The organism is Planomonospora parontospora, from assembly GCA_014647935.1.
Taxonomy (GTDB): domain Bacteria; phylum Actinomycetota; class Actinomycetes; order Streptosporangiales; family Streptosporangiaceae; genus Planomonospora; species Planomonospora parontospora.
The window spans coordinates 43,832-62,894 of sequence record BMQD01000008.1 but is presented as its reverse complement, the minus strand read 5'-3'; the positions used below and the strand labels follow the sequence as shown (position 1 = coordinate 62,894).

Below are 19,063 nucleotides of genomic sequence, written 5' to 3'. Positions count from 1 at the left end.
GCCACCGGTGGCGGCGGAGTCCTCACGAGGACGGCGAGTCAGAAGTGGTGACGGCGGTGCCGCTCGTGCTCGTGCACGATGGCGGCGGCGTAGCCGTGGGTCAGTCCGTGCTCTGCGGCGAGCCAGTTGGCGCGCTCGTCGCAGCGAAGGAACGACGGACCGTTGTCGATGGCTTGAAACCACTCGGGGAGTGCGCGCCCCGTGATGTCCGGGACCCTTGCGATCAGCTTGCTGTGCGTCTCCGGTGAGTGGTTCAGCGGCATGGGCACCTCCACGGATAAGGCTCCTTTGCTCGACAGTGCCTCACGACACTACGGATGGCAAGACCTGCGGAGGGTCTTCTGTCACGTTTCGTTGATCTCCAGATGTGTTTCGTTCACAATGTGCCCGTTTTCGCATAGAAAAACCCCACCGGAGCGATCCGGTGGGGTTTGTCCGCTTATCTAGATGTCCGGTCAGTCGCTGCTGCTGAAGTAGCTCAGCAGGCGCAGGATCTCGAGGTAGATCCAGACCAGGGTCATCGTCAGGCCGAAGGCCATCAGCCAGGAGTACTTCGCCGGAGCGCCCATCCGGACGCCCTGCTCGACCTGGTCGAAGTCGAGCAGCAGGAAGAAGCAGCCGATCAGGATCGCCGCGATGCTGACGAGGTAGCCGATCGGGCCCGCCTCACGCAGGCCGAGGCCGCCCTGGACGAAGAAGCTCGCGACCCAGTTGACCAGCAGCGCGGCCATCAGGCCGAGCGCCGCCGCCACGACGAACTTGGTGAACTTCGGCGTCACCCGGACGATGCGCAGGGAGTAGACGGTCAGCATGCCGCCGAAGGCCATGGCCGTGCCGAGGACCGCCTGGATGACGATGCCGGGGTAGATGTTCTCCATCATGTGGCTGATCACGCCGACGGCGACGCCGTAGGCGACCGAGTAGCCGAGGATCAGCGCCGGGTTGGTGCTCTGCTTGAACGAGATCACCAGCGCCAGCACCAGGCCGACGAGCACGCCGACCATCGCCGCACCCCAGCCGAGGTTGAGCGCCCAGGCCGCGGCGGCCGAGACGACGAGCGTGCCGAGGGTGATGAAGCCCCGCACGACCACGTCGTCGATCGTCATGGCCCGCTGCGCGGGCGGTGCGTACGACGGGCCGTCGTACATGCCCTGAAGCTGCTCAGGGGTCGGGGTCGGCCCGCCCCAGGCCTGCTGGCCATGGGGCTGCCGCTTGAATACGGGGTTCTTGCTCTCCATCGCTGCCTCCACGCTGCGACCTACACGATCAGCGTATTCGATCGTTCGTCACACAGCCGTATCGTGCTGATATCCATCGTGCGCGATTGGCCGTACGGCTACCGCCGTCTTCTCCAACGACCGGCTCCTCTTCTGAGTTCCCGGTTCCCGCCATGACCTCACGGCGTCCTGCGACGGGACGCCGTTCCGCCGGCGGGACCCGCAGCCGGACCGCGTGAGTGCCCCCGGCGGGATTCGAACCCGCACCTCGACCCTTTTAAGGGGTATGCCTCTGCCATTGGGCTACGGGGGCGCCGCAATCATACGTAACGGACCACTCGGGCGTAACCGCTCGCGCCATCTGCCCCACGATTCCCGGTCCGTGCGACGGACCGGGCCCCGCGGGGCCGGCACGGTGATCGGCGCGACCCCGGGACCCGATGATCGGCGCGCCCCCGGCGCCGGGGATCAGGTCGTCGCCGCCGCGCGGAACTCCTCGCGCGGAGCCTCGATCTCTCCCAGCGAGACGGTCTCGCGCTTGAAGAACAGCGCCAGGGTCCAGTCAGCCATCACCCGGACCTTGCGGTTCAGGGTCGGCACCCTCGACAGATGGTAGGTACGGTGCATGAACCATGCGGGCAGTCCGCGGAGCTTGACGCCGTAGACGTTGGCGACGCCCTTGTGCAGCCCCAGACCGGCGACCGATCCGACGTACTTGTGCCGGTAGTCGACCAGTTCCTGACCGCGCAGGTGCCGGGTGATGTTGTCGGCGAGGACCTTGGCCTGACGGACCGCGTGCTGGGCGTTGGGCGCGCAGTACTGGCCCGGGTTGGTCACGTCGGGCACCCCGGCCACGTCTCCCGCGGCGAAGGCGTCCTGGACCCCGACCACGGTCAGCCGGGTGCTCGTCTTGATCCGGCCGCGCTCGTCCAGCGGCAGGTCCCCGGCGTTCACGACCGGGCTCGGCTTCACGCCGGCGGTCCACACGATGGTGGCCGACTCGAACTCGTCACCGTCGGACAGCTTGACCAGGCCGCCCTCGCAGGACTCCAGCCGGGTGTTCATCTTGACCTCGATGCCGCGCTCCCGCAGCTGCTCGGCGGTCCACATGCCCATCTCGGGACCGACCTCGGGCAGGATGCGGTCGGTGGCCTCGACCAGGACCCAGCGCAGGTCCTCACGGCGGACGTTGTGGTAGTAGCGGACCGCGTCGAGCGCCATGTCCTCCAGCTCGGCCAGCGCCTCGATGCCGGCGAAGCCGCCGCCGACCACGACGAACGTCAGCGCCCGGCGGCGCAGGGCCTCGTCGCCGTTGCTCTCCGCCCGGTCGAGCAGGCCGAGCACCCGGTTGCGCAGGGCGATCGCCTCGCCGACCGTCTTGAAACCGATCGCGGCGTCCGCCAGGCCCGGGATGGGCAGGGTGCGGGAGACCGAGCCGGCCGCCATCACCACGACGTCGTAGTCGATCTCGTAAGGGGTGCCGACGTTCGGCTCGAAGTGCACGCGCTTGGCCTCGTGGTCGATCTTGGAGGCCTTGCCGTTGAGGATCGTCGCCGCGGACAGGACCCGGCGGAGCGGGACCACCACGTGGCGGGGCGAGAGGTTGCCGGCCGCCGCCTCGGGGAGGAAGGGCTGGTAGGTCATGTGGGATTCGGGGGTCAGGACGGTGATGCGCACACTGCCCTCGCGCAGCTCCCTGCGGAGCGTGCGCTGCAGCCGCAGCACGGTGTAGAGGCCGACATAGCCGCCGCCGACGACCACGATGTGCTTGGAGTTGCGGTTCACTTCGGTGCCACCTTCGGTCCGAGGCCTTGTGAAAGCTTTCACAAGCATACGTCGGACTTTCCGATCACACCAGGGCACCCCCCAGGAACTTCCCTCAAAATTATGCAAAGCGGACTATCTGCTCTTCATTTCGGAGGAAAATTCTCCGATTATTCTGTTTTGTGATGGACCTCACAGGGCTCGCAACGCGTTGGCCCTGGTGAAGATCTGGTCGAGCATCTCGGCCGTCACCCGGCCGGTGAAGGTGTTCTGCTGGCTGGGGTGGTAGCAGCCGAGAAGATGCGTGGAAGTTCCGCCGCGGGAGAGCCGGACTTCGGCGCCGTGCCCGAAGGCGGGCCGCGGTCGCGGCAGGGCGTATCCCGCCTCCCGCAACGCGGGCCAGACCGCCTGCCAGGCGAACCCGCCCAGGGCGACCACCACGCGCAGGCTCTCCGCGACCAGTTCGACCTCGCGGGCCAGCCAGGGGAAACAGGCGGCCCGCTCCTGCGGCGTCGGCTTGTTGTCCGGCGGCGCGCACCGGACCGCGGCCGCCATCCGGGCGCCGAGGAGCCGCTGCCCGTCCCCCGCCCGGACACTGGTCTCCTGTGCGGCCAGGCCCGTCCGGTACAGCGAGGCGAACAACCAGTCCCCGCTCCGGTCCCCGGTGAAGATCCGCCCGGTCCGGTTGCCGCCGTGCGCGGCCGGGGCCAGTCCCACGATCAGGATCTCCGGCCTCTCCTCGCCCCAACCGGCGATGGGTCTGCCCCAGTAGGTCTCCCCGGCGAACGCCCGCCGCCTGACCGTCGCGACCTCCTCGCGCCACTCCACCAGGCGGGGGCAGGCGCGGCAGACCGACTGGCGGGCCGTGAGCTCGGCGAGGGTACGGCTCGCCGAGGCGAGCTCTCCCACCTCGCCGGGGTCGTGCGCGACGGGTGTGTCCGGCCGGGCCGGGTCGTCCGGCCAGCCGGACCCCGGAGGAACGAAGGTCATGCCCCGATCGTGCCACCCTGCGGCTCCGCCCGGGAGCGGGGCCGGGCGACGGCCGACGGCGGCACGGCACGGCGGCACGGCTGTGGGCCGTGGCGGGACCGGGCCGGCGGAAGGAGGCGGCGGGCACAGAGAGGCGGCGCCCGCACGGAGCGGGCGCCGCCTCTGTCACATCTTCCTCAGCTCAGGCCGAGGCCTTCGGTCCGCGGCTCAGGCACCGGCCTCAGTCGTGGACTTCTCCTCCGACGGAGCGGAGGTGGTGGGGGCCGGCTCGGGCTTCGGCTCCGGCTTGGGCTCCGGCTTGGGCTCGGGCTTCGGCTCCGGCTTGGGGCAGACCGCAGCGTAGTCGTCCGACTTGGAGTCACCGTCGATCTTCAGCACGACGGTGCCGCCCTTCAGACCGTCCGACGACCCACCGTAGGCGACCGTCCGGGTGCCGCCGTGGCGGCCGATCTCCACGACGCCACCGCCGACGACGGCGCCGTTGGCGATCCACTGGTACCTGACCTTGGCCGGGCCGCTGGCGTAGATGCTGCCGACGGCGGACACGGTCGCCCTCGGGCACGCCGCCGCGCTCTGGTCGGCGGACACGCTTCCGACCTTGGTGATCACGTGGTGGCCGTGGTCCGGAACGTGGGGCTTCGACCAGTCCTTGCACCAGATCTTGAACCCGGCGCTGTCGGAGCTGCCGCGGTAGCGGTCCCCGATCTGCAGGGTCGCCACGCCGCGCAGGGTCTCCCGCGTGCGGATCACGTGGTAGACGTTGCGCGAGCCGTCCACGCGGACGGTGCCGCGGTCCACGACGTGGCCGTTGACCAGCCAGCGGTAGTGCACCCAGCGCGGGCCGGAGGTGCTGATGCGGCCGACCAGGGTCGCCCTGCAGTTGGCCTCGTTCACCCACACCTTGGTGTACAGGCGGCGGTCGTTGACCTCGTGCTTGCGGCCGTCGTCGTGGCCCTCATCGCAGGAGACCTTGAAGTAGGCCTTCTTCGAGGTGGCCTTGCGCGGCGCCAGGACCTGCAGCGCCTCCCAGCCCTTGGTGTCGCCACCGATCTTGTGGGTCTCCTTCACCGTGACGTACTTGACGCCCTTGCCCACGGTGAAGGTCTTGACCGAGCTCTTGGAACCGTTGCCACGGAGCCACCGGTAGGCGACCGTGGTCTTGCCCTTGACGGCCTTCACCTTGATCCGCGAGGAGAAGGTGACCCGTACCGGGCAGTCTCCCTCGTAGTTCGAGAGGGAGACCTTGGGGGTGCCGACGGAGACCGCCGGCTTGGTGTGCGAGGAAGTCGCCTTCCCCGCGGTGGACGCACTGGCCGCCGCTGCGGGCGTGGCCAGCAGGCCCGTCGCCATCGTCGCCAGCATGGCCGCGCCGGCTCCGACGGCGGCCAGCTTGCGCGCTAGACCGGACTTCATGAGGGGATGCTCCGTTTCGTTAGGAAGCGGGTGCGCTCCGGAGACGGTTGCCGCCCCGACACCAGCTGTGCCGGGCCCCACGGCAAAGCCTCGCTAAAGCTTCTTTACCTAACCATAAAACGGATGGATCACTCAATACTCTAACTAAACGCGTTTTGTCCAGATGTCGTCACTTTTTGCTGAGACCCCAGGCGATCCCATCGAGGATGTCGCGCTCACTGACGACGACCTCGGCGAAGCCGTACCGCTGCAGGATCCGGTCCAGGATGAGCGCGCCCGCTCCGATGACGTCGGCCCTGCCGGGATGCATGACTGGCACGGCCAGCCGCTCAGAATGGGACATTTCAAACAAACGGCGCGATATTTCATGTGCCCGATTTGCCGGAATTCGCGAGTGATGGATTTTGTCCGCGCTATATTCATCCAGCTCAAGAGCCATCCCCGCGACCGTGGTCACCGAACCCGCGAGTCCGACCATGGTCAGCGCCCGCTCCACCGGCACCTCCTCCGCGACCCGGTCGAGCGCGTCGTCGATGTCCGCGGTCATCGCCTCGACGGCCGCGGCCGACGGAGGGTCGCCCGCCCCGCGCAGGTGCCGCTCCGCCAGCCGGACGCAGCCGATGTCCACCGAGAGCGCCGCCTCCGCGTGCGTCGAGCCGACCACGAACTCCGTGGAGCCTCCGCCGATGTCCACCACGAGGTACGGCGGGCGGGTGCCGACAGGGGTGGGCAGGCCGGTCTCGGGCGAGAGGCTCACCAGATCCCCGGTGGCCCCGGTGAACGACAGCTCCGCCTCCTCCGCGCCCGTGACGACCTCGGGCTCCACCCCGAAGATCTCCCGCACGCCGTCGGCGAAGTCCTGCCGGTTGGCCGCGTCCCTGGTGGCGCTGGTGGCCACCACGCGGACCGCGGCGGCCCCGTGGTCCTCGATCAGCCGGGCGTAACCGCGCATCGCGGCGAAGGTCCGCTCCAGCGCCTCCGGGGCCAGCCTCCCCGTCTCGTCCACCCCCTGCCCGAGCCGGACGATCTCCATCCGCCGCTCGACCTCGTGCAGCGAGTCCTGGTGGATGTCCGCGATCAGCAGACGGACGGAGTTGGTACCGCAGTCGATCGCGGCGACACGGGTCACTGGTCGTCCTCCTCGGAGTCTGTCGTGCGGGGCGTGTCCGCCCCCTCCACCCGGCAGCAGGGGCCGTCGGCCCACCACTCGCCGAGCGCGTCGAGCGCCTCACGGCCGAACGGGTTGGTCCCCGGCGCCGCCAGCTCGTGCGCGACCAGCGCGTGCAGGCACTTGACCCGGTCGGGCATGCCGCCACTGCTCTGCATGCCCCGGGGCAGCGGCTCCAGTCCCTCCGCGGCGGCGGCCTTGTCGCGGCGCGCGACGTAGTCCTCGTGCGCCAGCCGGTAGGCCTCGGCCAGCTCCGGGTCCCCGGCGAGACGCTCCCGCATCTCCCGCATCATCCCCGTGCTCTCCAGGGTGCCGATGGCGGAGTTGGCCCGGGGGCAGGTCAGGTAGAACAGCGTCGGGAAGGGGGAGCCGTCCGGCAGCCGCGGCGCGGTCTCCACCACATCCGGCAGTCCGCACGGGCAGCGGTGCGCCACCGCCCGCAGCCCTCTCGGCGCCCGGCCGAGCTGCTGTTCCACCGCCGCCACGTCGCGGTCGTCGACCATTCAGCACACCCCCTGGAAACGGCGTCCAGGCTATCGCCCTCCGGGTCCCGCCAAGGGCGGGCGGTCACCCTCCGGGCCGCGCCGGACCGGCTCCGCCGGCGGCGGGCGCCCTGCGCCCCTTGCCCGTGTCCGCGGCCTCGACCGACTCCCAGAGCGTCTGGTACCACGGCGGGACGGCGGCCTTCTGCTGCGCGGCGGCGCCCTTCCGGCCCGTGGGCTCGTCGTCCATAACGACATAGCACTTCTGCCCCGGCTCGCAGTAGAACAGCCGTTCCCGGGCCTGCCGCTTGATGTAGCCGGGGTCCTGCAGCTGCCTGCGCCGGTCCTCCAGCGCCTTGATCGCCGCCAGCTCCCTGGCCTTGTCCTGCTCCAGCTGGGCGATGTTGCGGCGCAGCGCGATGTACTCCCTGACCGGGTAGGCGAGGCTCATCGCGATCGCGCACACCACGACCGCGAGCACCGCGGCCCGCGCCGTCAACTGCGGCCGCTTCCCCTTGCCGGCGGCGACGCCGGCGCGCCGCGGCTCGGGCGCCGGTAACCGGCGTCCACCCTCGTCGCTCGTCCGCTCTGCTGACGGCGACGCTGCGCGCCGCGGCTCGGGCGCCGGTAACCGGCGTCCACCCTCGTCGCTCATCCGCTGCGCTCCTTCGCTCCTCAGTCCAGACGCCGGAGCCCCCTCGCGGGCTCCTTCGCTCCTCGGTCCGGACGCCGGAGCCCCTCGCTCCTCGGTCCGGGCGTCGTGTCCGGGGCCGTGCCGGTACGGCTCGCGCCCGGGATGGAGGACGGGCGCGAGCCGTACGCTGTCAAGCTAGCGCTGGAAGCGCGGGAACGCGGCGCGGCCCGCGTAGCGGGCGGCGTCGTCGAGGAGCTCCTCGATGCGGAGCAGCTGGTTGTACTTGGCCACCCGGTCGGAGCGGGCCGGGGCGCCGGTCTTGATCTGACCGCAGTTGGTGGCCACGGCGAGGTCGGCGATCGTGGTGTCCTCGGTCTCACCGGAGCGGTGGCTCATCATGCACCGGTAACCGCTGCGGTGGGCCAGGTCCACGGCGTCCATGGTCTCGGTCAGGGTGCCGATCTGGTTGACCTTGACCAGCAGCGCGTTGGCGGTGCCCTCGGCGATGCCGCGGGCCAGCCGCTCGGGGTTGGTCACGAACAGGTCGTCGCCGACGAGCTGGACCTTGTCGCCGAGCGCCCTGGTGATGGCGTTCCAGCCCTCCCAGTCGCTCTCGTCCAGCGGGTCCTCGATGGAGACCAGCGGGTAGTTGGCGACCAGGTCCTCGTAGAAGGCGATCAGCTCGGCGGCGGACAGGCCCTTGCCGTCGATCGTGTAGACGCCCTCGCTGTGGAACTCGGAGGCTGCCACGTCCAGGGCGAGCGCGATGTCCTCGCCCGGCGTGTAGCCGGCCTTCTCGATGGCGACCAGGATCAGGTCCAGCGCGTCGCGGTTGGACGGCAGGTTCGGTGCGAAGCCGCCCTCGTCGCCCAGGCCGGTGGCGTAGCCCTTCTCCTTCAGCACGGCCTTGAGCGCGTGGTAGACCTCGGTGCCCATCCGGACGGCCTCACGGAAGCTCTCCGCGCCGATCGGAGCGATCATGAACTCCTGGATGTCCACGTTGGTGTCGGCGTGCGCACCGCCGTTCAGGATGTTCATCATCGGCACCGGGAGCACGTGCGCGTTCGGCCCGCCGAGGTAGCGGAAGAGCGGCAGCTCGGCGCTCTCGGCGGCGGCCTTGGCCACCGCCAGGGAGACGCCCAGCACCGCGTTGGCGCCCAGCCTGGCCTTGTTCGGCGTGCCGTCCAGGTCGATCATGACCTGGTCGATGCTGCGCTGCTCGGCCGCGTCGAAGCCGAGGATCTCGTCGGCGATCTCGTCGGTCACCCCGAGGACGGCCTTCTCCACGCCCTTGCCGCCGTAGCGCTCGTCTCCGTCGCGCAGCTCGACGGCCTCGAACTGGCCGGTGGAGGCCCCGCTCGGCACCGCGGCGCGGCCCTCGCTGCCGTCGTCCAGCAGGATGTCGACCTCGACCGTCGGGTTACCCCGGGAGTCAAGGATCTCGCGGGCGTGTACGCCCTCGATGGAAGCCACGAAGCGCTCCTAAGGTCGTAGGACAGTTTGCTGCAAAAGCCTATCGACCCCTACTTCCCAGTACGGCTACCGCCCCGCCGGGGGCGTGGATCCGGACGCGTCCCCGCCCCGGCCCGCACCCGCTCCGTGCCCGGTCCGTACCTGGTTCGTACCTGGTCCGTGCCCGGTCCGCACCCGCTCCGTGCTCGATCCGTGCCCGTCCGGATCCGTCGGATCAGGCCCGCTTGCGGACCATGTCCCGGTAGGCGCGGGACACCGCCCGCAGCTCCGCCTCCGGGTCCAGCCCCTCGGCCTGCGCCTGCCGCACCAGCTCGAACAGCCGGGCGCCGAGGCCGTCGGCCGGGACGCCCTCCGGCAGGGCGGCGGGGACGCCGGCGCGTCCGGCGCGGCGCAGCAGCTGGGCGGCGAGGGAGAGCGCGGGCTGGCCCATGGGCACGCCGTCGACCGGGGATCCGGCGTCGCCGCCGCTCTTGGCGGCGCGCTCGGCCGCCTTGATGGTCTCCCAGTTGTCGCTGACCTGCTCGGCGCCGTCCACCCGCACCGCGGCGAACACGTGCGGGTGGCGCCGGACCAGCTTGTCCACGATGCCCGCTGCCACGTCGTCGACGTCGAACCCGCCCTCGCCCTCGGGGCGGTCCTGCGCGACGCGCGCGTGGAAGGCCACCTGCAGCAGCAGGTCGCCCAGTTCCTCGCGGAGCGCGCCGCGGTCGCCCTCCTCGATCGTCTCCAGCACCTCGTAGGCCTCCTCCAGGAGGTACGGCGCCAGCGACTCGTGGGTCTGCTCCGCGTCCCACGGGCACTCGGTGCGGAGCCGGTCCATCACCGCGACGAGGTCGAGCAGGCGCGCGCCCGGCAGGTCGTAGGAGCCGGGCACGACCTCGATCACCGGCGGGTCGTCGAGGGCGACCGCCGCGTGCCCGATCAGGCGCATCAGCGCCTCGTCGGCCTCCAGCCAGACCACGTCCCCGCCCTGGGCCTCGCGGACCAGGGCGGCCGGATCGGGCTCCGCGACCTCGACCCCGATCCCCGCCTCGGCCAGGAACGGCAGATGCGGGTGGTCGGGCGAGGCCGTGCGCACCGGGCCGGCGGCGAGGACCTGCCAGGCGCGGTGGCTCAGCAGGCCCGGCGCGACCCGGGGCGAGGTGGTGACGAGGATCAGCGGCATGTCCGTCGGGCGTCCGTGGCGGTTACGAGGACGCGGGGACCGCGCCGAAGCGGCCGGCGTCGACGTAGGAGTCCGCGCCGCCCTGCGACTGCGGGTTGGCCACGCCGTAGCGCGGGCTGCGCACGACCTTGATGGTCGCCGCCTCCTGGGCGAGCTTCTGGGACGCGGCCTGCTGGGACGCCTCGTCCTGCCCGGCGCCGAGCCCGGCCAGCAGCTTCCGCTCGACCAGGGTGATGCGGACCAGGTCGCGCAGCTTCGACGGGGGCACGCCGACGTTGACGGCGATCTGCTCGTCGGGCATGCGCTGGGTCTGCCCGCCCTGGGTGGCGATCTGGTTGAGGAAGGCGTCGACCTCCGCCTCGGTGACGGTGACGCCCTTGCGCGCGCCGAGCTGGTCGAGCTGCTCGATGGCGATCACGTTGGTCAGCACGGCCTGCGGGACCGAGCCCCGGAGCTGGAGCTGGCTCTTGTTGAGGCCGGAGGCGACCACCGCCGCCTCGTACTCCTTGACGTCGGCTTCCAGCTCGCTGGAGCTGATCCGCTGGTCGCCCACGACGGCGGCGGCGCCGACCTGCGCCGGGGAGCAGGCGGTCAGCGTGGCCCCCACGGCCACGGCCGCCAGGATGACGCGCACTCGAGTCGACTTCACTTGCGATCCCTTCACGACAAATGCCGCTTCACTTTACCGGCATGTTCTCGAGGAACATCGCCTCGACCAGATCGCCGCACCACTTGAGCAGGTCCAGGTCCCGCAGCGGCTGGCCGCCGAGCGGTCTGGTCTTGGGGACGGGCACCAGCAACGTACCGGTCGCCTGCTTCAGCAGCGCCTTCGGGTAGAGCCGCTGAAGCCTGACCTGCTGGGAGTCGCGCAGGTCCACGGGGGCGAACCGGATGTGCTGGCCCTGCAGGGTGACGTCGGTGAGCCCCGCCCTGCGGGCGCGGATCCGGAAGCGCGCGACCGCCAGCAGGTTGTCGACCTCCTGGGGCAGCCTGCCGTACCGGTCGGTGAGCTCGTCGCGGACCGCCGCGATGTCGTCGTCGGTGCAGATCGCCGCGACGCGCTTGTAGGCCTCCAGGCGCAGCCGCTCGGAGGTCACGTAGTCGTGCGGGATGTGCGCGTTGACCGGCAGCTCGACCTTGACGTCGGGCCGCTCCTCCGGCTCGGCGCCGGTCAGCTTGGCCTTCTGCTCCTGCACGGCCTCCGACATCATCCGCACGTACAGGTCGAAGCCGACGCCCGCGATGAAGCCCGACTGCTCGGCGCCCAGGATGTTGCCCGCGCCGCGGATCTCCAGGTCCTTCATCGCGACGTACATGCCCGCGCCCATCTCGGTGTGCTGGGAGATGGTGGCCAGCCGCTCGTGGGCGGTCTCGGTGAGCGGCTTCTCCGGCGGGTAGAGGAAGTAGGCGTAGCCGCGCTCGCGGCCCCGGCCGACGCGGCCGCGGAGCTGGTGCAGCTGGGACAGTCCGTAGTTGTCGGCCCGGTCCACGATGAGCGTGTTGGCGTTGGGCACGTCGAGGCCGGACTCGACGATCGTGGTGCAGACGAGCAGGTCGAACTCGCGCTCCCAGAAGCCCACCATGATCTTCTCGAGTTGCTGCTCGTTCATCTGGCCGTGCGCGACGGCGACGCGCGCCTCGGGGACCAGCTCGTGCAGGCGGGCCGCCACCTTGTTGATGCTGGCGACCCGGTTGTGCACGAAGAAGATCTGGCCGTCGCGCATCAGCTCGCGGCGGATCGCGGCGGCGATCTGCTTCTCGTCGTAGGGGCCGACGAAGGTGAGGATCGGGTGCCGCTCCTCCGGCGGGGTGAGGATGGTGGACATCTCGCGGATGCCCGTCAGGCCCATCTCCAGCGTGCGCGGGATCGGCGTGGCGGACATGGCCAGCACGTCGACCTGCGTGCGCAGGTGCTTCATGGCCTCCTTGTGCTCGACGCCGAAGCGCTGCTCCTCGTCGATGATGATCAGACCGAGGTTCTTGAACCTGGCCTCCGGCGAGAGCAGCCGGTGGGTGCCGATGACGATGTCCACCGACCCCTCCGACAGGCCGCGCAGGGTCTCCTTGACCTCGGCGTCGGTCTGGAAGCGCGACATCGGCCGCACGTTCAGCGGGAATCCGGAGAACCGCTCGGCGAAGGTGGACAGGTGCTGCTGGACCAGGAGCGTGGTCGGCACCAGGACCGCGACCTGCTTGCCGTCCTGCACGGCCTTGAACGCCGCCCGCACCGCGATCTCGGTCTTGCCGTAGCCGACGTCGCCGCAGATCAGCCGGTCCATCGGGATCGGGCGCTCCATGTCGCGCTTGACCTCGTCGATGGCCTCCAGCTGGTCGCCGGTCTCGGCGTAGGGGAAGGCGTCCTCCATCTCCCGCTGCCAGGGCGTGTCCGGCCCGAAGGCGTGCCCCGGCGAGGCCATCCGGGCGCTGTAGAGGCGGATGAGCTCTCCGGCGATCTCCTTGACGGCCTTCTTGGCCCTGGTCTTCGCCTTGGCCCAGTCGGCGCCGCCCATCCGGTTGAGGGTGGGCGACTCGCCGCCGACGTAGCGGGTGACCTCGTCCAGCTGGTCGGTCGGCACATAGAGCCGGTCACCCTTGGCGTACTCGATCACGAGGTACTCGCGGGTCGCGCCCTGCACGGTCCGCTGCACCATCTCGACGTAGCGGCCCACCCCGTGCTGCTCGTGCACGACGTGGTCGCCGACCTTGAGCTGGAGCGGGTCCACCATGTTGCGGCGGCGGCTGGGGAGCCTGCGCATGTCCTTGGTGGAGGCCTTCTGCCCGACCAGGTCCAGATGGGTCAGCACCGCCAGCGAGGGGGTGACGAAGCCGTGGTCGACCAGGGCCGTGGTGACGTGCACGACCCGGGGGTCGGGCGCCGGGCCGATCTCCGGCTCCAGCCGCGCGGGCAGGTCGACGCCCTTGAGCAGCTCGACCATGCGCTCGGCCGGGCCGTGGCCCTCGCTGAGCAGCACGACGGTCCTGCCGGACTCCAGCCAGCCCTTGATGTCGGCCAGCGCCCGCTGGGTGTCGCCCCGGTAGGCCTCCGCCTCCTGGGCGTCCAGGACCAGCGCGCCGACCGCATCCCCGGCGTCCCCGGCGTCGCCGAGGTCGTCTCCGCCGCCGAACGGGGCGATCGACCACCACGGCTGCGCGAGCTTGCGGGCGTGGTCGCGGATCTCCCCCAGCGTCCGGAAGGCGGCGGCGCCCAGGTCGATCGGGGCCTCCCCGCCCGCCGCGGCGTTGATCCAGGAGGCCTCCAGGAACTCCTGGCTGGTCCGCACGAGCTCGTCGGCCCGGCTCCTGATCCGCTCGGGGTCGCACACGAAGACCGCCGCCGGTCCGGGCAGGTGGTCGATGAGCAGGTCCATCTCCCCGGCGAGCACCGGCGCGAACGCCTCCATGCCCTCGACCGGCACGCCCTCGGCCAGCTGGTCGAGGGTCTCGGCCAGCGCCGGGTGCTCGGCGGCCAGCGCCGCGGCCCGCTCGCGCACCTCGGGCGTGAGCAGCAGCTCCCGGCAGGGCGGGGCGAACAACCCGTCCTGCGCCACCTCCAGCGACCGCTGGTCGGCGACCTTGAACCAGCGGATCTCCTCGACCGTGTCGCCCCAGAACTCCAGGCGGAGCGGGTGCTCCTCGGTAGGCGGGAAGACGTCGAGCAGGCCGCCGCGCACCGCCACCTCGCCGCGCTTCTCGACCATGTCCACCCGGTGGTAGCCGCTGCCCACCAGGGCGTGGACCACGCCGTCGAGGTCGGCGTCGTCGCCCGCGCGCAGCCGTACCGGCGACAGGTCGCCCAGCCCGCGCACGATCGGCTGGAGCACCGCCCGGACCGGCGCGACGACGACGCGCAGCGGCCCGGCCGAGGCGTCGCCGGCCACCGGGTGCGACAGCCGCCGCAGTACGGCCAGGCGCTGGCCGACGGTGTCGCTGCGCGGCGACAGCCGCTCGTGCGGGAGGGTCTCCCAGGCGGGGAAGACCGCGACGGCGTTCTCCCCCAGCAGGCTGGAGAGCGCCGAGGCGAGGTCCTCGGCCTCGCGCCCGGTCGCGGTCACCGCGAGCACGGTCCGCGGGCCGTGCCCGGCGGTCCCGCCCTCCCGGCCCGTGCCGCCGCCGGCCAGGGCGGCCGCGGCGAAGGGCCGCAGCGCGGGCGGCGCGACGAGGGAGACGTCGGAGAGGTCGCCCCCGCGCACGTCCGCCAGCACGGAGTCCAGGGCCGGGTCGGCCACGACGAGGTCAAGCAGTCCGGAAAGGCTCATTGAAATCGCCCACAGCCCCCACGACGGCAACACGAAAGGCCCCCGGACGCGCAGGACACGGGGGTTGCGCGTCCAAGACTACTTGCCCGGGTCCGGGCGGCGGGAACGATCGGGGGTCATGTGACTTATCGTAATCGTTCCACTACTCTAGGCGATATGAGAGGAATGCGACCGGTCGCCGCACAGGGCGACCTCTTCGAGCGACGGATCCAGGAGCGGTGGACGGAGCGGCGCGGACGCCGGCTCGACGTCCTGATCGCGGGCTGCGGATGGCCCGACCCGCTGAAGCTGGAGATGGAGAGCCGCGTCGTCGGGATCGACGAGGACCACCCGGTGGTGCGGGCGAACACCTCGGCGCGGGGGGACCTCACCTCGTGGGCACTGGGCGACCTGCGGTCGATCCCGGTGCCGCCCCGGGCCTTCGACGTGGTCTACGCGCCCTTCCTGCTGGAGCGGCTGGAGCACCCCGAGCTGGTGCTCGACCGGCTGCTCGGGGGCCTGCGGCCGAACGGGCTGCTGCTACTGCGGATGCGGGACCGGGAGTCGGCCTACGGCACGTGCGCCCGGCTGACCCCGTGGCCGCTGCGGCGGCTGCTGTGGCCCAAGCTCGTCCCCGCGGGCACGCCGGGGCCGCTGCCCAAGGTGTACGGCCCGTCCATCTCACGGGAGGGCATCCGCGCCTACTGCCTGACCCGGGGGCTGGTGGTCACCGACGAGTTCCTCGGGACCAGCAGCCCGGCGGCCGACCGGCCGCTGGTGCGCGCCGCGTGCTCGGTGATCGAGGCCGTCTCACGGGGCCGCATCCCCGCCTCGCACGACGAGATCACCATGATCATCCGCAAGCCGGAGGACTACTTCACGCGAGTGCTCTGAACCGGACCGGTTGATGTGGGACAACCAGAGTGGCTACAGTGGCCATATCCGACTAAGTCGATCGGGAATGTGGAGCAGATGACGGCGCCCTTCGAGTGGACCCCCGACGCCCGCGAGCTCGCCGACCTGGAGCTGCTGCTCTCCGGCGCCTACCGCCCGCTGACGGGCTTCATGGGATCGGCCGACGCGCACTCCGTGGACGAGCACGGCACGCTCGCCGACGGCACGCCGTGGCCGGCCCCGGTCACGCTCGCGCTGCCCGGCGACCACCCGGCCGCCCCCGGCGACCGGATCACCCTGCGCGACCCCGAGGGCGCCCCGCTGGCCGTGCTGACCGTGACCGAGCGCTCCGGCGGCCTGGCCGCCGGGCCGGTCGAGGCGCTGGGCGCCCCCGAGCACGGGCCGTTCGCCCGGCTGCGCCGCACTCCCGCCGAGGTCCGCGAGGAGCTGGCCGGCCGGGAGGTCCTGGCCGTCACCATGCGCGGCCCGCTGGACGACCTGACGGAGATCGAGGCGACCGCCGGGGAGCTGGGCGCGGCGGTCCTGCTGCTCCCCCTGGCCTTCGGCGAGGGCGGTCCCGCGGTCGTCCGCGCCGCGCTCCGGGCCCGCGACCGGTTGACGGAGGGCACAGGCGGCACAGGCGGCACAGGCGGCACGGTGAAGGACGTCTCGATCGCCGTGGTGCCGCTGGCGCCGCGCGAGGACCACGCCGTCGACCTGGAGCTGCGCGAGCGCGTCGCCGAGGCCTACGGCGCCGCCGAGCACCTGGCCGGCCCGGAGCCCGTCACGCTCCCCGGGCCGCCGCACCGGCGCGGCCTGGTGGTCTTCTTCACCGGCCTGTCCGGCTCGGGCAAGTCGACCGTCGCCCGCGGCCTGCGGGACGCCCTCCTGGAGCGCGGCAGCCGTACGGTGACCTACCTCGACGGCGACGTGGTCCGCCACCTGCTCTCGGCCGGGCTGGGCTTCTCTCGCGAGGACCGCGACCTCAACATCCGGCGGATCGGCTTCGTCGCCGCCGAGGCGGCCCGGCACGGCGGGCTGGCGATCTGCGCGCCCATCGCGCCGTACGCCGCGACGCGGGACGAGGTCCGCGCGATGGTCGAGGCCGTGGGAGCCGACTTCCTGCTCGTCCACGTCGCCACCCCGCTGGCCGAGTGCGAGCGGCGCGACCGCAAGGGGCTCTACGCCAAGGCGAGGGCGGGCCTGATCCCCGAGTTCACCGGGATCTCCGCCCCCTACGAGGAGCCCGACGACGCCGACCTGGTCGTCGACACCACCACCGTCACGGTCGAGCAGGCCGTGCGGACCGTGCTGGACCCGCTCGTGCAGGGGGGCTGGGTGCGGTGAGCGGGACCTCCGTACGGACGCCGGGGACACCGGGAACGTTCAGGCCCCCGAGGACGCCGGGGACACTGGGGACACTGGGGACACTGGGGACACTGAGGACACCGAGGACACTGAGGACACCGAGGACGCCTAGGACACTGACCGCCCGTGCGGCGGGCGAGGAAGCGGTGAGCGCCTGATGGGCATCGACATCTCCCTGGTCATCGGATCGTTCTTCGTCGCGATCGTCGTCGGCCTGACCGGCATGGGCGGCGGCGCGCTCATGACGCCGATGATGATGCTGTTCTTCAACGTGCCGCCGCTCGCCGCGGTCTCCAGCGACCTCGTGGCCTCGGCCGTGATGAAGCCGGTCGGCGGGGTCGTGCACATGCGCCGCGGCACCGTGAACCTGCGGCTGGTCGGCTGGCTGTGCGCGGGCTCGGTGCCGGCCGCCTTCAGCGGGGTGCTCATCGCGCGGGCCTTCGGCGACGGGGAGCAGGTCCAGCAGACGGTGAAGTACGCCCTGGGCGTCGCGCTGCTGCTGGCCGTCGCGGGCCTGGTGGCCAAGTTCTGGCTGTCCCGGCACGAGGGCCCGGTCTCGGCGGACCTCGGTGAGATCGTCGTGCGCCCGATCCCGACGTTACTGGTCGGTATGGTCGGAGGCGTCGTGGTCGGCATCTCCTCCGTGGGCTCCGGCTCGCTGATCATCGTGGCGCTGCTCGCGCTCTACCCGGCGCTGCGGGCCAACCAGCTCGTCGGCACCGACCTGGTCCAGGCGGTCCCGCTGGTCGCCTCGGCCGCCCTCGGCCACCTGTTCTTCGGCGACTTCCAGCTCGACCTCACCACCTCGCTGCTCATCGGCTCGATCCCCGGCGTCTACCTCGGCGCGCGGATCTCCTCCCGGGCCCCCGGCGGCGTCATCCGCGCGCTGCTGGCGGTGGTGCTGCTCGCCTCGGCGCTCAAGCTCCTCGGCGTGGGCAACGCGGCCACGCTCTGGATCCTGGGCGGCGCGACGGCCGCCGGAGCGGCCGGCTGGTCACTTCTCCGGCACCGCGGTGGCGTTCAGGTAGGGGTCGCGGGCGAGCTCCCGGAAGGCGCGGCGTCCGGCGGGAGTGGTGTCGAACCGGGTGTCCCCTCGCGGGGCGCTCGGTGAGTCGAAGTAGACCAGCGCCTTGATCTGCGGGTAGCGCCGCAGCTCCTGGCGGACCGAGGCGAAGAACGCCGACTTGAACCACGGCTGCTCCCGGCGCTCGAACACGCCCCACTCGGCGACCATGACGGGCTTGCCCGGGAAGCGCCACTGCATCCAGCGGTAGAACCCCGGCCAGTCGGGGAACTCCTTGCGGGTCTTGTTGATCAGCCCGTCGAAGGTCTGGACCCGGGCGTCGGCGTAGGGGTCCATGGCGACCCAGTCGACCACGTCGTCGCCGGGGTAGAGCTGCTCGAACCAGGGCTCGGCCGCCCAGTTGGGCGCGCCCATGTAGGTCATGACGGTGATCGCGTTCCGCACGCCGCCGGCCCGCAGGCGCTCGACCACGTGCCGGAACATCGCCGCGTAGTCGCGCGCGGTCATCCCGGAGGCCGGGTCGTCCCGCACGTCGTTCTCCGGCTCGTGGTGCACGGTCAGGAAGAACCGCTCGGGGAAGGTCGTGCGGATGTGCGCGGCCAGCCGGTCGATCCGCCTGTCCAGCGCCCCGTCCGCGATCTCCGCCCAGGTGCGGCCGAACGACGGCTTCCAGTTGACCAGCAGCAGCCTGCGCCCGGCGGGGTCGCGGGCGATCGCCACCTCCTGCGGGGTGGGGAAGAGCTCGCCCTCCCGGTGGTAGACGTGCACGACGCCGGCCGTACGGCCCATGCGGCGCTCGGCCCGGGCCAGCGCCCGGTCGGGCGGCCTGCCGGTGAAGACCTCCGGGGCCACGCCCCACCAGGCGCCGCACGAGGGGATGAGCTTCACGCTGGCCTCGCAGCCCGCCGCCGGCGTCGTGCGGAGGTCCAGCAGCCCGCCGCGGGCCGGGCTGTGCCGCGCCGCCTCCGAGGCGACGCCCGACGCCTGGCCGCACGCGCCCAGTCCGAGCACGAGAGCCGTACCGGCGCCGGCGATCAGGGACATCTTCGGAGTTGGCCTTAAATCGGCATTTGTCCGATACAACGGTTCCTCACAGATGGTCCGTCCGCGCGTTTCTTTACCTTCCGCGGGACACACCCTCCCATCCTCCGGACGTGCCGCGTCGCATACTTTGCCGGACTGTTCCGCCTCCCCGGCGGAGCGGCGAGGAAATATCGGATAAACACCAGTTATCTC

General features: G+C 71.6%; 16 protein-coding genes and 1 tRNA gene. 3 read left to right on the top strand and 14 right to left on the bottom strand.

Features of this window, described 5'->3' with window-relative positions:
- Nucleotides 1–38: 38 nt before the first annotated feature.
- From IEZ07_RS14390 to mfd, 13 genes are all read right to left on the bottom strand, one after another.
- The gene (locus IEZ07_RS14390) at nt 39–263 is read right to left on the bottom strand and encodes a DUF4287 domain-containing protein (RefSeq protein ID WP_068901464.1); all 225 of its coding nucleotides are present in this window, start codon (nt 261–263) and stop codon (nt 39–41) included.
- 192 nt (nt 264–455) lie between these two features.
- A complete protein-coding gene (locus tag IEZ07_RS14385) occupies nt 456–1,238 on the bottom strand; it encodes a Bax inhibitor-1/YccA family protein (RefSeq protein WP_191895227.1) in 783 nt (260 codons plus the stop codon).
- A gap of 219 nt (nt 1,239–1,457) precedes the next feature.
- Nucleotides 1,458–1,530 (bottom strand) — tRNA-Leu (locus IEZ07_RS14380).
- Between the two features lie 155 nt (nt 1,531–1,685).
- Complete coding sequence (locus IEZ07_RS14375) at nt 1,686–3,002, bottom strand: NAD(P)/FAD-dependent oxidoreductase (protein ID WP_191895226.1); 1,317 nt, start codon at nt 3,000–3,002, stop codon at nt 1,686–1,688.
- 171 nt (nt 3,003–3,173) lie between these two features.
- On the bottom strand, nt 3,174–3,971 hold the full coding sequence (locus IEZ07_RS14370; RefSeq protein ID WP_191895225.1) for a uracil-DNA glycosylase: 798 nt from the start codon (nt 3,969–3,971) through the stop codon (nt 3,174–3,176).
- A 207-nt stretch (nt 3,972–4,178) separates the two neighbouring features.
- Nucleotides 4,179–5,384, bottom strand: coding sequence for a hypothetical protein (locus IEZ07_RS14365; RefSeq protein ID WP_191895224.1), 1,206 nt, complete (start codon nt 5,382–5,384; stop codon nt 4,179–4,181).
- A gap of 169 nt (nt 5,385–5,553) precedes the next feature.
- A complete protein-coding gene (locus tag IEZ07_RS14360) occupies nt 5,554–6,513 on the bottom strand; it encodes a Ppx/GppA phosphatase family protein (RefSeq protein WP_191895223.1) in 960 nt (319 codons plus the stop codon).
- Nucleotides 6,510–7,055 (bottom strand): DUF501 domain-containing protein, encoded by a 546-nt coding sequence (locus tag IEZ07_RS14355; protein WP_191895222.1) that lies wholly within the window; start codon nt 7,053–7,055, stop codon nt 6,510–6,512. Before IEZ07_RS14355 ends, IEZ07_RS14360 begins: the two co-directional genes overlap by 4 nt.
- Before the next feature lie 64 nt (nt 7,056–7,119).
- Nucleotides 7,120–7,533, bottom strand: coding sequence for an FtsB family cell division protein (locus tag IEZ07_RS14350; RefSeq protein ID WP_239320025.1), 414 nt, complete (start codon nt 7,531–7,533; stop codon nt 7,120–7,122).
- Between the two features lie 330 nt (nt 7,534–7,863).
- Nucleotides 7,864–9,141 carry a phosphopyruvate hydratase gene (eno, locus tag IEZ07_RS14345; protein WP_191895220.1) on the bottom strand — a complete coding sequence of 426 codons (1,278 nt, stop codon included), beginning with the start codon at nt 9,139–9,141 and terminating at the stop codon, nt 7,864–7,866.
- 214 nt (nt 9,142–9,355) lie between these two features.
- Complete coding sequence (locus IEZ07_RS14340; RefSeq protein WP_191895219.1) at nt 9,356–10,306, bottom strand: nucleoside triphosphate pyrophosphohydrolase; 951 nt, start codon at nt 10,304–10,306, stop codon at nt 9,356–9,358.
- A 22-nt stretch (nt 10,307–10,328) separates the two neighbouring features.
- Entirely contained in the window at nt 10,329–10,955 is a 627-nt protein-coding gene (locus IEZ07_RS14335; RefSeq protein WP_191895218.1) for a SurA N-terminal domain-containing protein, read from the bottom strand.
- Between the two features lie 28 nt (nt 10,956–10,983).
- Complete coding sequence (mfd, locus tag IEZ07_RS14330) at nt 10,984–14,562, bottom strand: transcription-repair coupling factor (RefSeq protein ID WP_191895217.1); 3,579 nt, start codon at nt 14,560–14,562, stop codon at nt 10,984–10,986.
- Nucleotides 14,563–14,718: 156 nt separating this feature from the next.
- On the opposite strand from mfd, the gene IEZ07_RS14325 reads away from it, so the two are divergent.
- The 3 genes from IEZ07_RS14325 to IEZ07_RS14315 all read left to right on the top strand — a co-directional run bounded on the left by IEZ07_RS14325 (nt 14,719) and on the right by IEZ07_RS14315 (nt 17,914).
- Nucleotides 14,719–15,435, top strand: coding sequence for a class I SAM-dependent methyltransferase (locus IEZ07_RS14325; protein ID WP_068901120.1), 717 nt, complete (start codon nt 14,719–14,721; stop codon nt 15,433–15,435).
- Between the two features lie 78 nt (nt 15,436–15,513).
- A complete protein-coding gene (cysC, locus tag IEZ07_RS14320; RefSeq protein ID WP_191895216.1) occupies nt 15,514–16,782 on the top strand; it encodes an adenylyl-sulfate kinase in 1,269 nt (422 codons plus the stop codon).
- A gap of 178 nt (nt 16,783–16,960) precedes the next feature.
- A complete protein-coding gene (locus IEZ07_RS14315) occupies nt 16,961–17,914 on the top strand; it encodes a sulfite exporter TauE/SafE family protein (RefSeq protein WP_191895215.1) in 954 nt (317 codons plus the stop codon).
- Here IEZ07_RS14315 and IEZ07_RS14310 read toward each other — a convergent pair.
- Nucleotides 17,798–18,871, bottom strand: coding sequence for a glycoside hydrolase family 26 protein (locus tag IEZ07_RS14310; RefSeq protein ID WP_191895214.1), 1,074 nt, complete (start codon nt 18,869–18,871; stop codon nt 17,798–17,800). The two genes, IEZ07_RS14315 and IEZ07_RS14310, sit on opposite strands and share 117 nt — an antisense overlap.
- Nucleotides 18,872–19,063: the final 192 nt, after the last annotated feature.